General features: G+C 64.6%; 15 protein-coding genes and 1 CRISPR repeat array (1 of these 16 cut by a window edge). Of the genes, 3 read left to right on the plus strand and 12 right to left on the minus strand.

Annotated elements, in window-relative coordinates; genetic code table 11:
* A CRISPR array of direct repeats spans positions 1–3,258; the repeat unit is 32 nt; unit sequence GTTTCAATCCACGCCCCCGCGTGGGGGGCGAC; it begins 248 nt to the left of the window's first position.
* A 184-nt stretch (positions 3,259–3,442) separates the two neighbouring features.
* Genes cas2 through cas3 form a run of 7 tightly spaced genes read right to left on the minus strand, consistent with a single transcriptional unit; the run spans position 3,443 to position 11,430 of the window.
* The gene (gene cas2, locus MTBSS4_RS21725) at positions 3,443–3,733 is read right to left on the minus strand and encodes a CRISPR-associated endonuclease Cas2 (protein ID WP_173985472.1); all 291 of its coding nucleotides are present in this window, start codon (positions 3,731–3,733) and stop codon (positions 3,443–3,445) included.
* A gap of 6 nt (positions 3,734–3,739) precedes the next feature.
* Positions 3,740–4,771 (minus strand): type I-C CRISPR-associated endonuclease Cas1c, encoded by a 1,032-nt coding sequence (gene cas1c / locus MTBSS4_RS21730; RefSeq protein ID WP_173985473.1) that lies wholly within the window; start codon positions 4,769–4,771, stop codon positions 3,740–3,742.
* A complete protein-coding gene (cas4, locus tag MTBSS4_RS21735) occupies positions 4,768–5,394 on the minus strand; it encodes a CRISPR-associated protein Cas4 (RefSeq protein ID WP_173985474.1) in 627 nt (208 codons plus the stop codon). Before cas4 ends, cas1c begins: the two co-directional genes overlap by 4 nt.
* A 5-nt stretch (positions 5,395–5,399) precedes the next feature.
* Positions 5,400–6,272, minus strand: a complete 873-nt coding sequence (cas7c, locus tag MTBSS4_RS21740) for a type I-C CRISPR-associated protein Cas7/Csd2 (protein ID WP_173985475.1) — start codon at positions 6,270–6,272, stop codon at positions 5,400–5,402.
* 25 nt (positions 6,273–6,297) lie between these two features.
* Complete coding sequence (gene cas8c / locus MTBSS4_RS21745; RefSeq protein WP_173985476.1) at positions 6,298–8,211, minus strand: type I-C CRISPR-associated protein Cas8c/Csd1; 1,914 nt, start codon at positions 8,209–8,211, stop codon at positions 6,298–6,300.
* Positions 8,212–8,213: 2 nt separating this feature from the next.
* Positions 8,214–8,927, minus strand: coding sequence for a type I-C CRISPR-associated protein Cas5c (gene cas5c, locus MTBSS4_RS21750; RefSeq protein WP_173985477.1), 714 nt, complete (start codon positions 8,925–8,927; stop codon positions 8,214–8,216).
* Position 8,928: 1 nt separating this feature from the next.
* Positions 8,929–11,430 carry a CRISPR-associated helicase Cas3' gene (gene cas3, locus MTBSS4_RS21755; RefSeq protein WP_173985478.1) on the minus strand — a complete coding sequence of 834 codons (2,502 nt, stop codon included), beginning with the start codon at positions 11,428–11,430 and terminating at the stop codon, positions 8,929–8,931.
* Between the two features lie 435 nt (positions 11,431–11,865).
* Here cas3 and MTBSS4_RS21760 point away from each other — a divergent pair, with 435 nt between their 5' ends.
* Positions 11,866–12,432 carry a hypothetical protein gene (locus tag MTBSS4_RS21760; protein ID WP_173985479.1) on the plus strand — a complete coding sequence of 189 codons (567 nt, stop codon included), beginning with the start codon at positions 11,866–11,868 and terminating at the stop codon, positions 12,430–12,432.
* Between the two features lie 81 nt (positions 12,433–12,513).
* Complete coding sequence (locus MTBSS4_RS21765) at positions 12,514–13,017, plus strand: TIGR00645 family protein (protein WP_173985480.1); 504 nt, start codon at positions 12,514–12,516, stop codon at positions 13,015–13,017.
* Between the two features lie 9 nt (positions 13,018–13,026).
* Here the strand turns inward: MTBSS4_RS21765 and cueR are convergent, their stop codons facing one another.
* The 4 genes from cueR to MTBSS4_RS21785 form a co-directional block, all read right to left on the minus strand.
* Positions 13,027–13,422, minus strand: coding sequence for a Cu(I)-responsive transcriptional regulator (cueR, locus tag MTBSS4_RS21770; protein WP_173985481.1), 396 nt, complete (start codon positions 13,420–13,422; stop codon positions 13,027–13,029).
* Positions 13,419–15,608, minus strand: a complete 2,190-nt coding sequence (locus tag MTBSS4_RS21775) for a cation-translocating P-type ATPase (protein WP_173985482.1) — start codon at positions 15,606–15,608, stop codon at positions 13,419–13,421. Before MTBSS4_RS21775 ends, cueR begins: the two co-directional genes overlap by 4 nt.
* Positions 15,609–15,681: 73 nt before the next feature.
* On the minus strand, positions 15,682–16,350 hold the full coding sequence (locus MTBSS4_RS21780) for a hypothetical protein (RefSeq protein WP_173985483.1): 669 nt from the start codon (positions 16,348–16,350) through the stop codon (positions 15,682–15,684).
* Positions 16,334–18,523 (minus strand): PAS domain S-box protein, encoded by a 2,190-nt coding sequence (locus MTBSS4_RS21785; RefSeq protein WP_173985484.1) that lies wholly within the window; start codon positions 18,521–18,523, stop codon positions 16,334–16,336. Before MTBSS4_RS21785 ends, MTBSS4_RS21780 begins: the two co-directional genes overlap by 17 nt.
* Before the next feature lie 156 nt (positions 18,524–18,679).
* Here MTBSS4_RS21785 and MTBSS4_RS21790 point away from each other — a divergent pair, with 156 nt between their 5' ends.
* Entirely contained in the window at positions 18,680–19,453 is a 774-nt protein-coding gene (locus MTBSS4_RS21790; RefSeq protein ID WP_217425597.1) for an exodeoxyribonuclease III, read from the plus strand.
* 113 nt (positions 19,454–19,566) lie between these two features.
* Here the strand turns inward: MTBSS4_RS21790 and MTBSS4_RS21795 are convergent.
* Positions 19,567–20,264: methionyl-tRNA formyltransferase (locus MTBSS4_RS21795; protein ID WP_217425598.1), on the minus strand; the 698-nt coding region annotated here is incomplete at its 5' end.

The raw sequence follows: 20,264 nt of genomic DNA on the forward strand, positions 1-20,264 counted from the left end.
ACAGCGTGCGCGCCGCCTGGTTTCAATCCACGCCCCCGCGTGGGGGGCGACTGGCGCGGTCCCAGACCTCGTAGACCGTCGCCTTTTTGTTTCAATCCACGCCCCCGCGTGGGGGGCGACAGCAGGCCTACGCAGGCATAGACTGACGCCCCGAGGTTTCAATCCACGCCCCCGCGTGGGGGGCGACTTCCGCGTTGGTGGCGGCCGTGATGGTCGAGACCGGTTTCAATCCACGCCCCCGCGTGGGGGGCGACAAGGTCGGGGCCAAGGGTGGGTCCGGTTGCTCAGGGTTTCAATCCACGCCCCCGCGTGGGGGGCGACCCGAAGGCATGTCCATGATGATGGTGGACCGCAGGGTTTCAATCCACGCCCCCGCGTGGGGGGCGACGGGATAGCGATCTCCCACACCCTGCGGACGATCCAAGTTTCAATCCACGCCCCCGCGTGGGGGGCGACGCCGCCACTTCATCGGCGGCCACCTCGATGGCAAGGTTTCAATCCACGCCCCCGCGTGGGGGGCGACAGCTGGGCGGAAGCCCTCTTGATCGCGTCTTTTGAAGTTTCAATCCACGCCCCCGCGTGGGGGGCGACACCTTCACGTCGCCGGGTGCCGCGTAGGACACGCAGTTTCAATCCACGCCCCCGCGTGGGGGGCGACACCGGACCGGCGTCCTCGCTGACAACGTGTCCGAGTTTCAATCCACGCCCCCGCGTGGGGGGCGACCTGGGCTGGCGGCCTCAATCGCCGCCACCAGCTTGTTTCAATCCACGCCCCCGCGTGGGGGGCGACTTACGTGGCCATCGAGACCCTGGCCCGTTTCCAGTTTCAATCCACGCCCCCGCGTGGGGGGCGACTCGTCGTACTCACGCATCACGCCATCGGTATCGATGTTTCAATCCACGCCCCCGCGTGGGGGGCGACTTCCACTGGCGATAGGCCCCATCGGTGTTCCAGTAGTTTCAATCCACGCCCCCGCGTGGGGGGCGACGCTGGCACACCAACCTCGCCACGGGTGAGTTTATGGTTTCAATCCACGCCCCCGCGTGGGGGGCGACGGTAATAGGTAATGGGTAACGTAAGTAGGTAAGGGTTTCAATCCACGCCCCCGCGTGGGGGGCGACGCGGGATGGTGACCATGTTACTTCCCCACCGTCTCGTTTCAATCCACGCCCCCGCGTGGGGGGCGACGAGCTGGCTGCTATGGTAGTTGGGGGTGGGCAAGAGTTTCAATCCACGCCCCCGCGTGGGGGGCGACTTTCCAACGACACCTTGCCACTGTCCAGCACGGTCGGTTTCAATCCACGCCCCCGCGTGGGGGGCGACGGCGGACAACAAGACAAACGTCGAGGTGACGACCGGTTTCAATCCACGCCCCCGCGTGGGGGGCGACTCGGCGGGGTTCGGGCCACGGGCGGCGCGGCCGCTGTTTCAATCCACGCCCCCGCGTGGGGGGCGACGAAGGTTAGCTTTCCTTCCAGAGGCAGCCTGAGGTTTCAATCCACGCCCCCGCGTGGGGGGCGACGATTCGACCGAGCGCGTCCGGGCTCATCGCGCCAGGTTTCAATCCACGCCCCCGCGTGGGGGGCGACGGCTGTCAACCGCCTGACCTCCCCCACGCTGTTCTGTTTCAATCCACGCCCCCGCGTGGGGGGCGACCGACGGCGACGCTTGAGGATAGCAAATCTCGGCTGGTTTCAATCCACGCCCCCGCGTGGGGGGCGACAACGCGCGTTCGCCCGTGTCCCAGGTCTTGCCCATGTTTCAATCCACGCCCCCGCGTGGGGGGCGACGTGCCGGAATGTGTTTACCGCAATGGGCTGTGCCCGGTTTCAATCCACGCCCCCGCGTGGGGGGCGACGGCCGTTACGGCCACCACTCTGCCGAAGACCCTGTTTCAATCCACGCCCCCGCGTGGGGGGCGACACCAGCTTAGCTCGCACCGGGTTGGTGGTGAGGTTGTTTCAATCCACGCCCCCGCGTGGGGGGCGACGACCGCGACCGCTGACCAGCTTTTCACCTGGGCAGTTTCAATCCACGCCCCCGCGTGGGGGGCGACCACTCCTTGATGTTAAGATCATCCGGTATGCACGGGTTTCAATCCACGCCCCCGCGTGGGGGGCGACCGCATCGCCTGCGCCATCGAGGACGCAGGATTTGTTTCAATCCACGCCCCCGCGTGGGGGGCGACGCCGCCCGGCATGTGGCGATCAAGCCACTTCGCCAGGTTTCAATCCACGCCCCCGCGTGGGGGGCGACGCGCCAGCATCGCCAATGGCGGTCATCAGCGCGTCGTTTCAATCCACGCCCCCGCGTGGGGGGCGACTCTCGCCGTCATCCCCGATCACCGCCTTCTTTCCGGTTTCAATCCACGCCCCCGCGTGGGGGGCGACGGGTCATCGTCGGGGCTCCCAGGTCATCAGCCAGGTTTCAATCCACGCCCCCGCGTGGGGGGCGACTAGCGTCAAGCGCATCGTGGAGGGTGAGTGATGACAGTTTCAATCCACGCCCCCGCGTGGGGGGCGACCCGGCCGACAAGCTGCACGACCTGATGGGCGTTCTGTTTCAATCCACGCCCCCGCGTGGGGGGCGACGATTTGTCTGGGAAACTCCCCCCTATCTCGGTCGAGTTTCAATCCACGCCCCCGCGTGGGGGGCGACGCTCCGCCATGGCGAGAGCGTCTGACGCGGAACGGTTTCAATCCACGCCCCCGCGTGGGGGGCGACGCGGCGGTATGCGAGAACCTGCCAACATCCCGAAGGTTTCAATCCACGCCCCCGCGTGGGGGGCGACCACATGTCGAAATAGGGGCAGCGCCTGTTCCACACCGTTTCAATCCACGCCCCCGCGTGGGGGGCGACGCATACCGTTTCCGGTGAGTGCGTACACCCAGCAGTTTCAATCCACGCCCCCGCGTGGGGGGCGACGATGCCCTTGGACAACAGATAGCCGTCCGCACCCTGTTTCAATCCACGCCCCCGCGTGGGGGGCGACAAGGGCGGTGAATTTGGGCCGCTGGATATAACCGTTTCAATCCACGCCCCCGCGTGGGGGGCGACATATCAACACTGTTCTTGAGGATGCATTTACAATCAGTTTCAATCCACGCCCCCGCGTGGGGGGCGACGCGCCTGACCTCTACAACCGCATCGGCATGAAAGGGTTTCAATCCACGCCCCCGCGTGGGGGGCGACGGCGAAGGATCAACTCCTCGAACTGCTGGATCGGTTTCAATCCACGCCCCCGCGTGGGGGGCGACTCCTTTCTTATAACAGCTTGGTGGTTAAGGCGGAAACGTGCTGATTCCGCCGACATGGTGTCGGCCCGACACAAGTTACCGATCGGCTCGGAGCCTGGGACGCGGATATGTTTCATATCAAGAGGATAGGCCTGCCGCGAACCTGTCCGGAAATATGTGGTTGCCCAGGGTTCGCGGTCAGGGATCAGAAGATCAGCGGGCCGTCGAGGTCGAGGGGGGCTTTGGCGCCCACATGCTCGATGCGGCGCTGACCATCGGCGCCCAGGTTGTAGAAGCGTAGCGAATCGGTGGTTTGGTCGACGAGGGCCAGCAGCCGTCCCTTCAGTTCCACCCAGCGGGCCGGGCTGACCTCGCATTCGAAGACCGAGAACTGCACGCGCTGGCCGTAATCCTGACAGGCCTTGGCGATCTTGCGCAGGCGGCGGCGTCCGGCGGGGCTTTCGGTGTTGACGTCATAGCTGACCACCACCAGCACGGCGGTTTATCCCCAGACCAGGGCGGGGTAGAAATCGATATCACCCCGGATGTGTCGGGCCAGCAGCAACGCCTGGAGATGGGGCAGCAAGCCGATGGCGACGGTTTCGCCCAGGAAGGGATGGGTCATGGTCTCCCGCTTGCGCTTCTGCCAGGCGGTGATCACCTCCTTGCGGGTGTCGTCGTCCATGACCACGCCGCCGCCGTCCAGGGTCTTGAAGCCGGGCGGAGACACCTGCCGACGGTTGAGCAGCGACAACACCAGCCGGTCGGCCAGCGGCGGGCGGAATTCCTCCATCAGGTCGAAGGCGAGGCTGGTCCGTCCCGGCCGGTCGCGATGCAGGAACCCGACATAGGGGTCGAGCCCGACGCCTTCCAGGGCGGCGCGCGCGTCATGGGCCAGCAGGGTATAGACGAAGGACAGCAGGCAGTTGGCGGCATCCAGCGGCGGCCGGCGGTTGCGCCCGGCAAAGCGGAACGCGGCATCGTCGTTGTTGATCAGGTGGTCGAAGACGCCCCAATAGCTGGCGCCGGCGTCGCCCTCGACGCCCCGCAGGCCGTCCAGTCCGCGTTCGCGGTCGAGCCGGGTCAGGGCGGCGCCCTGGGCCTCGGCCGCCATCGACAGGGCGGCGGCTGATTCCGCCCGGCCGGTCTCGCGGGCGGCGCGGCGCAGCACGGTCCGGGCATTGCCCAGCTTGGCCTTGAGGATACAACGGGCGATGGCGGCCGAGCGGGCGGCATCGTCGGCCCAGCGGTATTGCTGGCGGCGCAGCAGGACGTTGCCCCGGGTCTGGCCGTGGACCGAGGCCAGGAAGCGGCCGTTCTCGGTCAGATAGCTGACCGCCACTCCGTTTTCGGCGCAGTGGGCCATCAGTTGCGGACTCATGGAGACGCGGCCGAGGCAGACCAGCCCCTGGACGCCCTGGACCGGAATCTTGCGGGCGGGCTGACCATCGACGCGCACCACCACGCATTCCCCTTCCTTGTGCACCCATGCGTCGTTGGTGGTGACGTAGAGGACGTTGAGCAGTTCCTTCATGGCCGCTCCCTGAAATACTGCTCCTGGGAGGGATGGCGGCGAGACAGCGTCTCGGGCAGGCACGTCGGGGCCAGCGAGCAGCCCTTGCAGGCCGAGCACTCCACCGGCGGCGGGGTGCGGCCCGAGGCCAGCATGGCGCCTACCGAGCGGGCGGCGGCCTCGGTGCGGCGGCGCAGTCCGTCGTCGAAGGCCACCGGCACCCGGCGGCGGCTGGCATAGTAGAACAGCGCGCCTTCCGGCACGGCGACGCCCAGCATTTCCTCCAGACAGAGCCCTTGGGCGCACAGCTGCACCCGGTCGCGGTCGTCCGCCTTCTCGCGGCCGCGCTTGTGCTCCACCGGATAGGGAATCTCGCCGCCATCGGGGGCGGCGTGAAACTCTACCAGATCGGCCTTGCCCACCAGCCCGAGCCGGGTTGAGCGTAACGGCAGCGCCCAGGCCTTGCGCATCGTTCCCCGGGTTTCGGCGCCGCCGTGATCGACGCGGGCATGCAGCAGATTGCCCTCCGCCGTGGCCTGATTGTCGATCCAGACCTGTTCCAGATGGATCAGCGCGCACTGGCGGGGACAGGCCAGCCAGTGCTGCAGCGCCGACAGAGGGATCAGGTCGTCGTCGTCTTCCATGGGGGTCAGAAACCGTCGATTTCCTCTGGCTTCAACCCTGTAAGCTCATCCAGGCGATAGGTGCCGTCGCCATTGACCGAAAGGGAGTCGTGCACCCTGGCCGAGGAGTATTGCCCGGACTTGCTGTCGTGTTCCCACCAGATCACCTTGATCACTCCGATACTACCCTCGGGCCGGGCGGCTGAGGCGTCGTTCTCGAACATCCGGGGCAGGATCGTCTTGACGATGGCGGCATCGGCGTCGCTGAAGCCGGTTCGTTCCGCCAGTTGCGGATTCATGCTGCCCTTGAACACATAGACGCCGCCATCGACGCGGTGTTTCATGCCCATGGTATCCGAGCCGCGTTTGCTGCCGTCTCCCTCGGCCGAGACAGATTTGGTGATCTGGGTGCTGGTGACGGTCACTGGGTCAATGCTGAAGGCGGGATGAATCGACACCGGACCGCGAATGCCGATGGAGACGGCCTTGGTGTCGCCGTCCTCGCCGTTGCCATCGTCGCCCGTCTTTTCCTTCTTGCCTTTGTTGCCTTTCTCCGCCTTGAACGGGAACAACTGGCCGAACGCGCGCACGTCGAACCACTCCGCGCATGCTTTTGTCCTGATGGCTTTCTCATCTCCGGGCGACTTGCCCATCACCGCGTCGTAGCGCGCCTTCAGCGAGGGGTGGTCGTCGATCTTGCGGTCGTCGGACTGGACATAGATGCCGTGCCCGGCCTCCAGCAGGCGATCACGAATCTTGCGCTTGATGCAGACGTCGGAGACCTCGCCCTTGCCGTCGAAATCGGTTCGGGGGCGGTTGCCGTTCAGGGGGTCGCCGTTGGGATTGGCGTTCTTGACCCGAAAAATCACAGTGAAGTCGATCTTCTTGGACAGGCTCATGGGGGCTTGCTCCCGGTCTGATGAATCAGGGGGTGTCAGGGGTGTTGGTATTGTCTTCGGTGCCAGGATTCCTATTCTCCAGGCTGTGGCGCTGGCAGTGATAGCCCAGCAGGAATTCCGGGCCGAGAGGGGTTTCCGCGATGAAGTCCTCGGGTTTGACGAATTTCGTCATGATGGAGTCCTCCAGCCGTTCCAGGATGATCAGAAGCCCGCGCTTTCTGGCGCGCAATCTGTTGCGGTAAGGCGCCAGGGCTTCCGATATAGTCTTCCAAGTGGAGGCCGGGCGATTGGCGAAGTGCTGCATGTACCGAGCCGCATTGGTGCCGCGCTTCTCCTCCGCCAGGGCCAGCGCCTTGGATTCCAGGTGGTCGGCCACCGCCAGCAGGCGGCCGAACAGATAGTCGCGGGACGTGCGGTCTTCTTCGAGTGCCATTTCATATGTCTCCGTCTGGTGCGATCCCCGGTAAAGGGCGCAGGCGATCCCGAGAACCTTCTCGAATTCCCATTCCCAGGTCTTGGACGACCTGAGGCCGACACGTCGGCAGGTGCGGTGGAAAGCGGCGCGGCCCAGGTCGCGAGGCAGGGGCTGGCCGTCGATGATGCAGGGCAGCAACCGCAGCACGGTCGCCTGGATCAGCCTGTCGTCGGCGGAACGGCCGTGGACGGCCTCGGCGATGGCGCGGGGCGACGGGGCGCCGACGAAGCGGCGCGGCGCCTGCCTGCCGTTATTTTCCCGGGTGCCGACGCACTGCCACCATGACACCTTTCGGTGCCAGTCCTCGATCCGGGCCAGGAACTCCGATCCCTTGAGTTCGCGGTAATAACTGATGGACATGCGGCCGGGGGTGGCTGCGTCCAGCACCATCACCATGACGTCGTCGGTGGGCTCGACCGTGGCGGAAAATCCCGTTGCCGCCCGACCCAGCGCCAGGGAATCGTGCTGACCGATATCGCCGAGCGTTCTCGTCTCCTCCTCCAGGAACGAGAGGTCGAAGCTGTCGGCGCAGGGATCGGGCACCTTCTTGCCGCCGCTCGCCCAGGCCACCACCACCTGATCGCCGATGCGGGTGCCCTGGCGCTCGATCAGCCAGCGGAGCGCGTTGTGGGCCTTCTGGGTGACCTCGAAACTGACGGTGGTAGCCTGACCAGCGTCGAGGAAGCGCCCCCGGAAGGTAAAGCCCGACTTGTCGTTGGATGAGATCAGCTTTGCCTTGTCACCGCCGTTGCGTAAACGGGCGGGGTGCTTCTCGGCCAGAGGCATGTCGCCGCCTCGGATCATGCACAGGCCAAGGCGGGACTGGGTCGATTCGTAATAGGCGGTCCATGCGTCCATCAAGGTCCGGTCTTCCCAGGTGGTGGAGTCCTTCGCATCCGGCACCTCCACTCGCCAGCGGACCAGGGCGTCGCCCTGATCCCGAATCTGAGTATCTCGCTCCCTGTCCTTCTTGGGCGTCAATTGGCGCAGCAGGCGGGGCATGTCCTGGGGGCTCGGCCAGTCGAGGGCCAGCTTGCCGTCTTGCACCGGCATCACGCCCACTCGGATCAGATCAGCCACCAGATGGCCCTGGGTCACATAAGCCAGGACGGCCCTGGCCTTGGGGTGGGAATGGGATGATCTGGTCCATGCCTCCAACTGGGCGCGGTAAAGGTTGAAATAGGAGTCCTTCTCGCCGCCCTGGTCGCGATAGTCGGCGGCGCAATACATGATCTTGTCGGCCAGGGGATGAGGGGCTGCCCCGCTGGTGCGGTTGGCGGAATCCTCGGTGGCGGGGATGATGGTGGCCTCTTTCTCCAGCACTTTGGCCGCCGAGAATTGCCCATTGCCATCAAGGGTGATTTCGATATGGGCTTGCTGAACCGTGTGTGCGATGGGGGGGAGCGTGGCCTCGCCCCCCTTGCAGTCCTCGTAGGTCTGGTACAGCTTTTCCATCCAGCCCATGATCAACCCTCCGCCAATTCGGCGGCCAACTCGGCGGCTACCGGGCGAAGCCTGCGACCATCGAACCGCTTGGCGGTCATGGGGCGGATGAAGCGGCGAACCTCGCAGGCTTCCGGCCGGTCGAAGCGGAGGAGCCCATGACGCAGCACAGGCCGCCAGAAGCGGGCGTGCAACTCGTTCTTCCCGGTCTCGTCGGGGTAGTCGAAGCCGTGGAACATCAGTCCAAAGCCCAATTCGGCGACATCGTCGTACGTGCCGTTCCCCTCGCCAAAGCGGCAAGGTTCCACATAGCCCTGGCATTCGCGGGTGCCGAGAAAGATATCCTGGCGCCCGCCCTTGGCCAGAGCCCGCGTCACCATCGCCATGTGCTTGACCGGGTCGCGGTCGCCGGCCAGTTCGGGGTGGTGCTGGTTCCATTCGAAATGGGCACGAACCTGATATTCCACCTCGGCGAGATAGGTGTAGATCGACAAGGTGTTACCGCCTTCGAAGGACAGTGGCTTGATGTTCTTGGCCCGTGTCTGGATGGTCCGCGTCACCCGCGCCTCGTCGATCACCCAGATCAGGGTCGGCTTCCAGTAAATAGATTTCGCGACGCCCTTCAGCGCCTCGTAGGTGGGAAGGTGGTAGCTGCACTTCTCACCGCCGGTCCGGGTCAGCGGGTCGGTGAACAAGGCGTTCCTGCCCCAGACCCGGAACTCGATGGCATTGGACATGTCAGTCCTCCCCGGATCTGTCCATAAAAGTCAGCCCTGTATCGTATCTATACATTTTTTCAGAGCAACAATAATTTATTATACCGTTTTGCGATAATTTTATGAAGCCTGATGCGCGCATTTTTTCCAGCTCTCCGGGAAAAAGGCCAACGGTATAGGCTTGCGCCTTACCGAGAAGTGTCCGCTGGTGGCCCATGTCGTCGCAGGCGAGCAGTTCGGCGATCAGGGCTTTGCCCTCGCCATGGGGAACGATGACGCCCTCGGTGGGGGCGTCGATGGCCTTGAACAGGCGGGCGGCGGTCATGAATGACTGTTTGAGGAATGGCGCGGGCTTGCCTGTCTTTTCTTCGTATCGCTCGCTCGCCTTGCCGTTGGAGGACAGCAGGTTAAGCAGGCTGTCGTCGTGGCCGATCACCTGCTTGTCGATCCGGCTGACCATCTCGTTCCGGCGGGCGAAGAAGTAGTACTCATAGTAGCGCTCCATAGCCTTGGGGCCGATGGGGTCGTCGTCGAAATCCGTTGGGTCGGCGGCATACTCCCGCAAAACCCGCTCAGCCTCGGCCTGACCCTTGGCGATATCGGTCAGATTCGGCCCCAGCACTTCCTCGGACAAGGACAGGATTTGGACATGACCAAGCGCGGTCTCGCGGTTTCGGTTACAGCGTCCCGCCGCCTGGGCGATGGAGTCGAGCCCCGCCATGGCGCGGATCACGCTGGCGAAGCTGATATCGATGCCGGCTTCGATCAACTGGGTGCTGACCAGCAGCACCGGCCTGCGGGTTCGGGGGGCAAGACGCGCCATTACCTCGCCCAGCACCTCGCGACGATGGGTGGGGCACATATTGGTGCTGAGATGGAAGACGTCAAAATCGGCGGTATCGCGGCAAAGGTGGTACAGCTCGCGCGCTGATCGCTTGGTGTTGACCACCATCAGACAATTGCCGAGGCGCCGGACCTCGGCCAGGGCTCGATCCGCCGCTTCAGCATGGCTCCAGCCGCCGTCCTTGTGCGGGTGATCGATCTCGACCCGCTTCAGGTCGCGGAACAATTCCACCGGGTCAGGGATAATCTCGCTGCCGGGTGGTCGTCTGACCGCTCCCAGATTTGGATTAACCCGGTCCAGCAGCGGCTGGGTGGCGGTGCACAGGACCACGGTGCTGCCGCAATGATCGACCAGGAAGTTGACTGCATTGGCAAACATGTGGACGAAGCGGATCGGTAGGGCCTGGACCTCGTCGAAGATCAGCACCGAGCGTGCCAACCGGTGCATCCGCCGTGCGCCGCGGGTGCCGTCGCCGAACAGGGACTCCAGCACCTGGACCATGGTGGTGAAGATCACGGGGGCTTCCCAGCTTTCGGTAAGGTTCTTCTCCCGCCATCCTGTTCGTTCTGGAGTCAGGTTGGAATGGTGTTCCAGTACGATGCCGCCTAACCCTTTGGGGTCGAGCGCCTTCCGCGCCACTTCGGCATTCTGATCGATGATGGCGGTGAAGGGCAGGAAGCAGAAAATGCGTTCCAGGCCATGTTCTTGTGCGTGGTGCAGGGCGAAACGCAGGGATGCCAGCGTCTTTCCGCCCCCTGTCGGCACCGCCAGGGTATAAAGCCCAGGCGGCCTTGCCGCTGCGTCGAGACAAAGGCCTGATACCTGGCTGCGGATGGCACCGATTTCACTGGTTCCATCAAGATCGAGGATATGCGTTTCCAGCCGTTCGATCAGGATCGGCCAAGAACCGAACCGGGATGTTATGGCGGTTCTGGCGCGCATAAAGTGCGCCGTGTTCAGTCGGTCGGCATCCACCAGACAACTGAACAGGAAGCGGGCCAGCAATCCGCACTGGTTGTACCAGATGGATCGTGACGCTGATGTGGAGCCGAGGGCGCGAATCTTGGCGTCGAGCTGTGTGGTAAGCTGCTGGTCCGCCAAAATCCGGCCGATCCGTTCGCGGATGGTAGTATCGGCCAGGGTCCAGGCCTGTTTGGCATGGGTCTCTGCCTCGGGCTTGTCCAAACGTCGCGAGAAACCATCACGGCCGAAATCGCTACCGCCTCCGATCAGGCAGTCTATCAGCCCGGAGTGATGGGAGGCACAGCACAGGGCAAGGAATTGGGCGAGTTTCTCATGCGTGCCGCCGAGTGAACGCCAGATGATCTGTGCCCCGGCAGTCGAGTGATCGATCCGACCTTTCAGGCTGGCAGCATCAACATAATCCTCGTCCCGGTCAGGGTCGAGCATCCTGGCCGCCGATTTCAGGTACGCTTGGAACGCGGGGGCATATTTTCCGATGTCGTGGCTGAGGCCGAGGAGATATCCCGCCTGCGGCAGCCCGATGCGTCCGGCAAAGCAGCGCGATAGCCTTGCGGTCCCACTAAGGTGACTAGCAAGCGTATGGATAGTGCCGTTCCCGACATGCGCCAGGGCGGCGGTCTCCTCAAGATGCTCGGCCAGATCATGTGTCGCGTCGGTTTTGTCGCGATGGGCGATGGGAGGTGGGGGAGTGCTCATGGCTGGACGCGCCCAATGCGAGATGAATGATTGTCGCGCGTCATCATGAATTGAGATCGAGGGCGAGGCCAGCGGGATGGTGGTTGGAGTCGCGGATTCCCAGGTCCTGGATCGCCATGCGCCGCGGCCATGTCTGGCGCCGGAGCTGAAACGGCAAATGGCGGAACCGCCTGCGCGATTCCGCCATTCCCTCGCCCCAGAGTCCGGTCGCCATATCAGGCGCCCGGCGGTTTCCTCCCGAAACTCAAGCCGCCGTTTTCAGGCTGGCTTCCGGTCGTCATGCCCGTTTGCCGAGCTTGGGCGGAGTGTACGTAATTCCGCGTCGTCCGTCATCCCCATTTTTTTGTTAAGGTTTCTTGAATGGGGAATCCGACGAAACTCTTGAACCCGGACGAGGGCGGGCGCACCTTTCAGGGAAACCCGATGGAGGTCGCCATGATCCGCCCGTTCGCCGTCGTTGCCGCGCTGGTTCTGTCCGCCGCCCCGGTTCAGGCGCAACAGGCCGCCAAGGGCGCCGGCGGTCCGCTGGTCATCACCATCACCAAGGCCGATTGCTCGCGCCTGATCCAGCATCGGGCCTCGGCCGACGTGGCCTACAAGCCCGGCGTCGACGTGCGCGGCAAGCCGGTGGCTTCGGCGGATACCGACCCGTCGCGGGCGGAATTCGCGAAAAGGGTTGTTCCCGACGTGCTGGAATTTCCGGTCACCATCAATCCGCTGAACTATGCCGGCCGCAAGGCCGCCTACAAGTCCAAGGAATCCACCCAGGCCGCCATCGCCGCCGGCGGCGGCACCGCCACGGCGGCGCAGAGTCAGGCGCTGGCCGAGGCCGAGGGCAAGCTGGCCGGCTATTCCGCCAAGGGGCTGGACAACACCACCGCCTCGGTGGGGACGGTGAAGTACGATTTCGCCAAGGGCAGCTTCACCTTCAACGGCGAGCCGCTGGTTTCCGAGGATCAGGCCAGTCTGGCCGCCGCCTGTTCCCGGCAGGGGGTGAAGTAGCCATCGACACCGGTCTTGAACCGCCCGCCCCGGTGGCATAGCCTGCCGGGCGGTTCATGGCGTGGCAGTAGGTGATTTTCCATGATCGAGCGCTCCTTGGAACGACTGATCTTCGCCAGCCGCTGGCTGCTGGCGCCGTTCTATCTTGGATTGGTGGCGTCGCTGGTGCTGCTGCTGATCAAGTTCATCCAGGAATTCCTCCACACCGTTCCCCATGTGATGGAGATGAGCGAGAATCAGGTGATTCTCACGGTGCTGTCGCTGATCGACTTGTCGCTGGCCGGCAACCTGCTGCTGATCGTGATCTTTTCCGGCTACGAGAATTTCGTCTCCAAGATCAATACCGGCGACAGCGAGGACCGGCCAGACTGGATGGGCAAGGTGGATTTCAGCGGATTGAAGCTGAAGCTGATCGCCTCGATCGTCGCCATTTCCGGCATTCATCTGCTCAAGGCGTTCATGGACGTGCAATCCATCGACAAGGAGAACCTTGGCTGGATGGTGGGAATCCATCTGGTGTTCGTGATCTCGGGGGTTCTGCTGGCGGTCATGGACCGGATTTCCGAGGGTGCCGCCGGCCACTGACCACCGTCCTTACCGGTCCGTCTGGGCCAGCGTTTCCAGGATCGGACAGTCCGGGTGGTCGTCGCCGCAGCAGCGGTTGGTGAGGTCGATCAGGGTGCGGCGGATCGAATCCAGTTCGGCGATCTTGCGCTCGATGGCGGCGACGTGGTTGAGCGCGATGGCCTTGACGTCGGCGCTGGCCCGGGACCGGTCGCGCCACAATCCCAGCAGGCCGGCGACGTCGTCCACCGAGAAGCCCAGCGACCGGGCGCGCTGGACGAAACGCAGCGTCTCGACTTCGTTCGCGGTGTAGGCCCGATAGCCGGCATTGGTGCGGCCGGCGGCGGGAATGAGGCCGATGGATTCGTAATAACGGATGGTCTTGGCGGAAACGCCCGACCGTCTGGCCGCCTCGCCGATGTTCATTTCATCCTCCAGCGACGCAGCAGCAGCGAGTTGGAAACCACCGACACCGACGACATGGCCATGGCGGCACCGGCGATCACCGGGGTCAGCAGGCCGAGGGCGGCGGCGGGAATCGCCACCACGTTGTAGGCGAACGCCCAGAACAGGTTCTGGCGGATCTTGGCGGTGGTGGCGCGCGAGATGGACAGCGCCTCGGCCAGCAGGGCGGGGTCGCCGCGCACCAGGGTGATGCCGGCCGCCTGCATGGCGACGTCGGTCCCGGTTCCCATGGCGATGCCGATATGGGCGGCGGCCAGGGCGGGGGCATCGTTGACGCCGTCGCCGACCATGGCCACGACCCGGCCGCCGGCCATCAGCTTGGTGACCTCGGCCGCCTTGTCCTCGGGCAGCACCTCGGCCACCACCCGGTCGATGCCGATGGCGTCGCCGATCACGCGGGCGGCCAGGGCGTGGTCGCCGGTCAGCATCACCGTCTCGATTCCCATGGCCTTGAGCGCGGCCACCGCGTGGGCGGCGCTGGGCTTGACCCGATCGGCCACCGCGATGAAGCCCAGGCCCTTGCCGCCTTCCGCCACCCACATGATGGTCCGGCCCTGGGATTCGTCGTGGGCGGCCTGCGGGTACAGGGGGCCGAGGTCGACGGCCTCTTCCACCATCAGGCGGCGGCTGCCGACCAGCAGCGCCCGCCCGTCCACCGTGGCGGTGAAGCCGCGTCCCGGCAAGCCGCGGAATTCCTCGACCGTGCCCAGGGTTCCGGCCGGCGCCCGCGCCAGCACGGCGCGGGCCAGGGGATGCTCGCTGCCCTGCTGCGCCGAGGCGGCGAGACGCAGCAGGGCCTCGGCGTCGCCATCGGCCGCCACCGCGTTCATCACCGACGGCCGCCCCTCGGTCAGGGTTCCGGTCTTGTCGAACGCCACCACGCCGACCTGGTGGGCGCGCTCCAGCGCCTCGGCGTCCTTGATCAGGATGCCGTGCCGCGCCGCCACCCCGGTCCCGACCATGATGCCGGTGGGGGTGGCAAGGCCGAGGGCGCAGGGGCAGGCGATCACCAGCACCGAGACGGCGGCGACGAAAGCGGTCTGGAGATCGCCCATGATCAGCCACCAGCCCAGGAAGCACAGCAGCGCCACCACCGCCACCACCGGCACGAACACCGCCGAGATGCGGTCGACCAGTTGCTGCACCGGCGCCTTGCTGGCCTGGGCGCCCTGAACCATGCGGATGATCCGGCTGATGGTGGATTCCGCCCCGACGCGGGTGGCCCTGATCCGCAGCAGGCCGTCGCCGTTGACGGCGCCGGCCACCACCGCGTCCCCCCTGGCCTTGGCCACCGGCAGGCTTTCGCCGGTGATCAGCGATTCGTCGAACTGGCTTTCGCCGTCCATCACCTCGCCATCCACCGGGGCGCGTTCGCCCGGCCGCACCACCACGATCTCGCCGGCCGCCACCAGGGCGGCGGGAACCTCCAGCACCTCGCCGTCGCGCTCGACCCGGGCGATTTCCGGGCGCAGCCGCATCAGCGCCCGGATGGCTCCGGCGGCCGAGCGCTTGGCCCTGGCCTCCAGGCTCTTGCCCAGCAGCACCAGGGTTATGACCACGGCGGCGCCCTCGAAATAGAGGTTGCCGTGATGGGCGTCGCCGATGACGACGTGCCAGGCGGACAGGCCGAAGGCGGCGGTGGTGCCCAGGACCACCAGCACGTCCATGTTGCCGATTCCGCCTCTCAGCGAGGCCCAGGCGCCCTTGTAGAAGCGCAGCCCGATGCCGAACTGGACCGGTGCCGCCAGGACCAGCTGAATCCAGGGCGGGATCATCCAGTGGATTCCGGCCAGATCGACGGCCATCTGGACCACCAGCGGCAGGGTGAGCGCGGCCGAAAGCAGCAGCGCCAGCGTCTGGCGGCGGGATTCGGCGGCGTATTCCGCCTCGGCGCGATCCAGATCCTCGTCGCCGGACTGGTTCAGATCGGCCTGGAAACCGGCCTTGACGATGGCCTCGACCAGTTGTTCGGGGCGGGCGCGGTCGGGGTCGAAGCGGATGTCGGCCCGTTCCGCCGCCAGGCTGACCAGGGCGCGGTCGACGCCGTCGACCTTGCCCAGCACCCGTTCCAGCCGGGTGGAGCAGGCGGCGCAGGTCATGCCCTTGACGGGCAGCGACAGGGACGCGGTGGGGGGGTGATGGGTCATGGCCGGACAATCCTTCCGCAAGCGACGACCTCATACTTGGGCTTCCAGTCGCTGGAAGGTCAAGTATGGGTTTTCACCACGTCGGGCATAGCCGGTTGAGCCGGTGGTAATTGGCCTCGGTGTCGATGGCGCCGTCGCGGGCGTTCAGGTCTGCTTCGTAGGCGTCCAGAACCGGTTGCAGGCCTTGCATCAGGCGTCCGGTGAGCTGGCGGACGGCGGCGGCGCCGTCGGCCCCGGTCGCCAGGGGCAAGATCGCGCGCGCCGAATCCGCCAGGGCTTTTTCCAGCCGGGGCGTCCAGTCCTGGAAGGTCCGGCGGGCGATGGCGACGTGCTCGTCCTCGTGGGCGCGGATGACGCGGTAATTGCAGCCGCCCGGCGGGTATTTCGAGGCGATGTCGACCCGGATGGGGTCAAGCCGCCAGGTGGCCTCGACACGGCCGAGGCCGACGCAACGGCGGCCGCCGCCCATGTCGACTTGCCAGATTTGCGGCGTGATCGCGACCTTGGTGCTGCTGCGGGTCAGGCCGGTGATGAACGAACCGCGCCCCAGCCGGGGGTTGCCGGCCAGGGCGGCGATCCGGGCAAGGCTCAGTTCGCCGCTGTAGACCGGGGCGGCCACGCCGGTGGACAGGCTGACCCGAATCTCCGGCGGCGGAGCGCCGGCGGGCGGCGGGCACGAGGCGGCCAGAACCGGCGTCGCCGCCAGGAGAAGCGGGCCGGCGAGGCTAAGACTTGCGCGCATGGCGGGCCGGCAGGGAAAAGAAGAAGGTGCTTCCGTTTCCGGGGCTGGATTCGACCCAGACCCTGCCGCCGTGGCGTTCGACGATCTTCTTGCTGACGGCGAGCCCGACGCCGGTCCCGTCGTATTCATCGCGCAGGTGCAGGCGCTGGAAGATGACGAAGATGCGTTCGAAGTGTTCGGCGGCGATGCCGATGCCGTTGTCCCTGACCGAGAAGAGCCAGTCGTCGCCCTTGGCCTCGACCCCGACATGGATGCGCGGGGCGATTCCCGTGCCCCGGTATTTGAGGGCGTTGCCCACCAGATTCTGGAACAGGCTGACCATCTGGGCCTCGTCCACCTCGATGGCGGGCAACCGGTCGAAGGTGACCCGCGCCCCGGATTCGGCGATGGCGACGTTGAGGTTGCCAAGCGCGGTGGCCAGCGGCGCGTTCATGTCCACCGGCAGGAAGCGCTCGCCATGGGTGCTGACGCGGGAATAGGTCAGCAGGTCGGTGATCAGGCGGTGCATGCGCCGGGCGCCGTCGACGGCGAAGCCGATATATTCGTCGGCTTCCTTGTCCAGCCTGGAGGCATAGCGCCGTTGCAGCAATTGCAGGAAGCTGGTGACGGTGCGCAGCGGTTCCTGGAGATCGTGGGAGGCGACATAGGCGAACTGGGTCAGTTCGGCGTTGGAACGCTCCAGTTCGCGGGTCCGTTTCGCCAGTTCGCCCTCGGCCGCCTTGCGCTCGGTGATGTCGCGCAGGATGGCGGTGAAGAAGGGGGCTCCGTCCATTTCCCAGTGGGACAGGGTCAGTTCCACCGGAAAGACCTCGCCATCGCGGCGGATTCCCTCGAACAGGGTTGGAATGCCCATGATGTTGCCGTCGCCGGTCTCCAGATAGCGGCGCATTCCGGCGGTGTGGCGTTCGCGGTAGGAATCGGGCATCAAGATGGTGACGTCGCGTCCCAGGATGTCGGCCTCGCGATAGCCGTAGATCCGTTCGGCCCCCTCGTTCCACGAGATGATGACGCCGGCGTCGTCGATGGAGATGATGGCGTCGGCGGCGGTGCGGGCCACCGAGCGGAAGCGCCGTTCCGAATCCCTCAGCCGCTGTTCCGCCTTCTTGCGGTCGGTGATGTCGCGGATGCTCCAGCGCGATCCCATGCTGACGCCCTGGTCCGAGAAGATGGGCTGGAAGCTTGCCACCGCCCATTTGACGGCGCCGTTGCCGCAGATCAGGCGGAATTCCACATCGTTCTCGAAGCCGCCGGCCAGGGCGTCGGCGCGCAGGCGGCTTATCAGCGCCCGGTCGTCGGGATGGGTCATGGGCAGCGGGAAATCGGCCATCGACAGGCAATGTTCCTGGGAATAGCCGGCCAGGCGCTCCACCGCCGGATTGACCCAGCGCGGGCGTCCCTCCTGGTCCAGCCAGGATTCCCAGTCGAAGGTGTAATCGGCGATGGCGCGGAAGCGTTCCTCCTTCTCGTGGAGGTCGGCGCGGCTTTGCAGCAGCTGGCGATGCTGGGTGCTCAAGATCGTGTCCGCCCGGCGGACGATCAGGAACAGCGCCGCGTAAAGCAGGGCGAACATGACGATGATCACCAGGATCAGTCGGTGCGTCGCGCTTTCCAGGCGTTCCATGGTCGGGCTGACGTCGGAATACAGTTCCAGGATTCCGGCGATCTTGCCGTCGTCGGACCAGATGGGGCTGTAGGTTTCGACCACCCAGCGGTCCTTGACCATGCCGCCGGCCACCCGCATGGATTGGCGGAAATCGATCTTGCTGGCGGCGCGGCCGGCCAGGGCGGTGTGCAGGAGATCGCCGGGGCTTTCCCTGCCGGCCCCGATCTCGTCGCGGACCGGCGAGTAAATGACCAATCCCCTGGCGTCGTAAACCTTGACCTTCAGGACCGGCAATCCGGCGGTCAGGCTGTCGATGGCGATGTCCAGCGCCCGCAACTCGCCGCGCTTGCGGACGTGGTCCGGCGGCAACCCGGCCAGGGACGAGAAGAAGGGAGCGAACTGCCGCCAGAATGTGCTGGCAAACGCGGTCGCCAGCCGGGCATTCTCCTCCTCGGCCATGCCGATATGCTCGTCCATCTGGTCGCCGCGGTACAGCGTCACCAGAAGGACGGCCGTTATGATCAGCACCACGGCACTGGTCAGCGAGAAATAGCGAAGCAGCCTGAACATCCGACGGTGCCGTAATTATCCTGTTTTAACCCTGGCGCGCTTGTCCTGCATAGATATACGCTTTATCGGTGATCGGGCAATGGGAATGAAGGTTCGGGCTTGACTATTTTATTTAACTATTCTTAGGAATAAGATATTCGACAGGGGCTAATGCTTATGGCTATTCGAATTGCAACCTGGAATGTCAATTCCATTAGGGCCCGTCTCGCCAATGTCCTTGACTGGCTGAAAAGCCAGCAACCCGACGTTCTGCTGTTGCAGGAGATCAAGTGCCAGGACGAGGATTTTCCGGTGCTGGAAATCGGGGCGTGCGGATACTCGGCCGTCGTCTGCGGCCAGAAGAGCTATAACGGCGTCGCCATCTTGTCGCGCCACCCCATGTCCGATATCCGCCGGGGGTTGCCCGGCGACGGGTCCGACGTCCAGGCCCGATACGTGGAGGCGACGGTGGCCGGGTTTCGGGTGGCGTCGTTGTATCTGCCCAACGGCAATCCGGCGCCGGGCGACAAATACGATTACAAGCTGGCCTGGATGCGCCGTCTGCTCGGCCATGCCGCGACGCTGCTGCACGCCGGGCAGCCGCTGGTTCTGGCGGGCGATTACAACGTCTGTCCCACCGACGACGACGTCTTCGACCCGGTCCGCTGGCGCGACGACGCCCTGTGCCGGCCGGAAAGCCGCGCCCTGTTCCGCGCCCTGCTCAATCTGGGACTGACCGAGGCCTTCCGCGCCCTGCATCCCGAGAAGGGCCGCTATACCTTCTGGGATTATCAGGCCGGCGCCTGGCCGCGCGACGAGGGGCTGCGCATCGACCACCTGCTGTTGTCGCCCCAGGCGGCCGACCGGATGCTGGCCTGCGACATCGACAAGGGGCCGCGCGGCAGGGACAAGGCCAGCGACCACACCCCGGTCTGGGTGGATCTGGCCTGACCGGAGCGCCGTCCAGGGGCAACGCCAGGCCCCCCCACAATTTGTGGAGCCAGTGAATCGCGACCGGTCCTTCTGGGGAATCCCCTCCGGGTCGCTTCGGCCGTCGGGCGGCATCATGGGGTATGCGGCGCTGCTTCTCTTGTGAATCTGTCTGTGGTCGACGTGATGAGGCTGTTCGGATTGTAGATAACATTGTCTACGCGGATGCGTGTAATGATGATGGCCGAGCTGTTCCCGCATGCAACCGTTATTGAATCTGTGTCGCGTCTGAGGACCTGTCCTGGAGTTCCATGGTAGGTTATTTCAATAATATTTGATGAAAGTATATGTATCTTTGATCTTTTGTAATATGTAAATGCACATGGATATGGGTCGGATTGAGCTCTGATGAAATTATGTATTTCTTTTGAGTTTTTGTACCAATCTATCTGGCCGTCATCTTCAATCCGTTGTCCGCAATATGTTGCCTTGTTCTCGTCTTGTATGGAAAGCTGCGCCTGACCGGTGACAAGTGATTCCCACTTTCTTGGGAGTTCTCTTGTTAGTGCTGATTCGATTTTATTAAGGAGTGATTTGATATCGTCATTGGTATTATTTGTTATTGAGATCTGAAAAAGAATTTCTCCATTATCAACTCCTTCTGATATTTTAAATACAGTGCTGCCAACAGTATCGTCGCCATTTATAATTGACCATACTAGGGGTGATCCGCCCCGATATTTAGGAAGCAGTGAGTTGTGAACGCCCCACATGCCATTTGGAGCAAGTGATAAAATTTCATTATCAAGCAGGCGGTACCATCCGCATACCA

Origin of the sequence: Magnetospirillum sp. SS-4, assembly GCF_902729425.1 — a bacterium.
Taxonomy (GTDB): Bacteria; Pseudomonadota; Alphaproteobacteria; order Rhodospirillales; family Magnetospirillaceae; genus Phaeospirillum.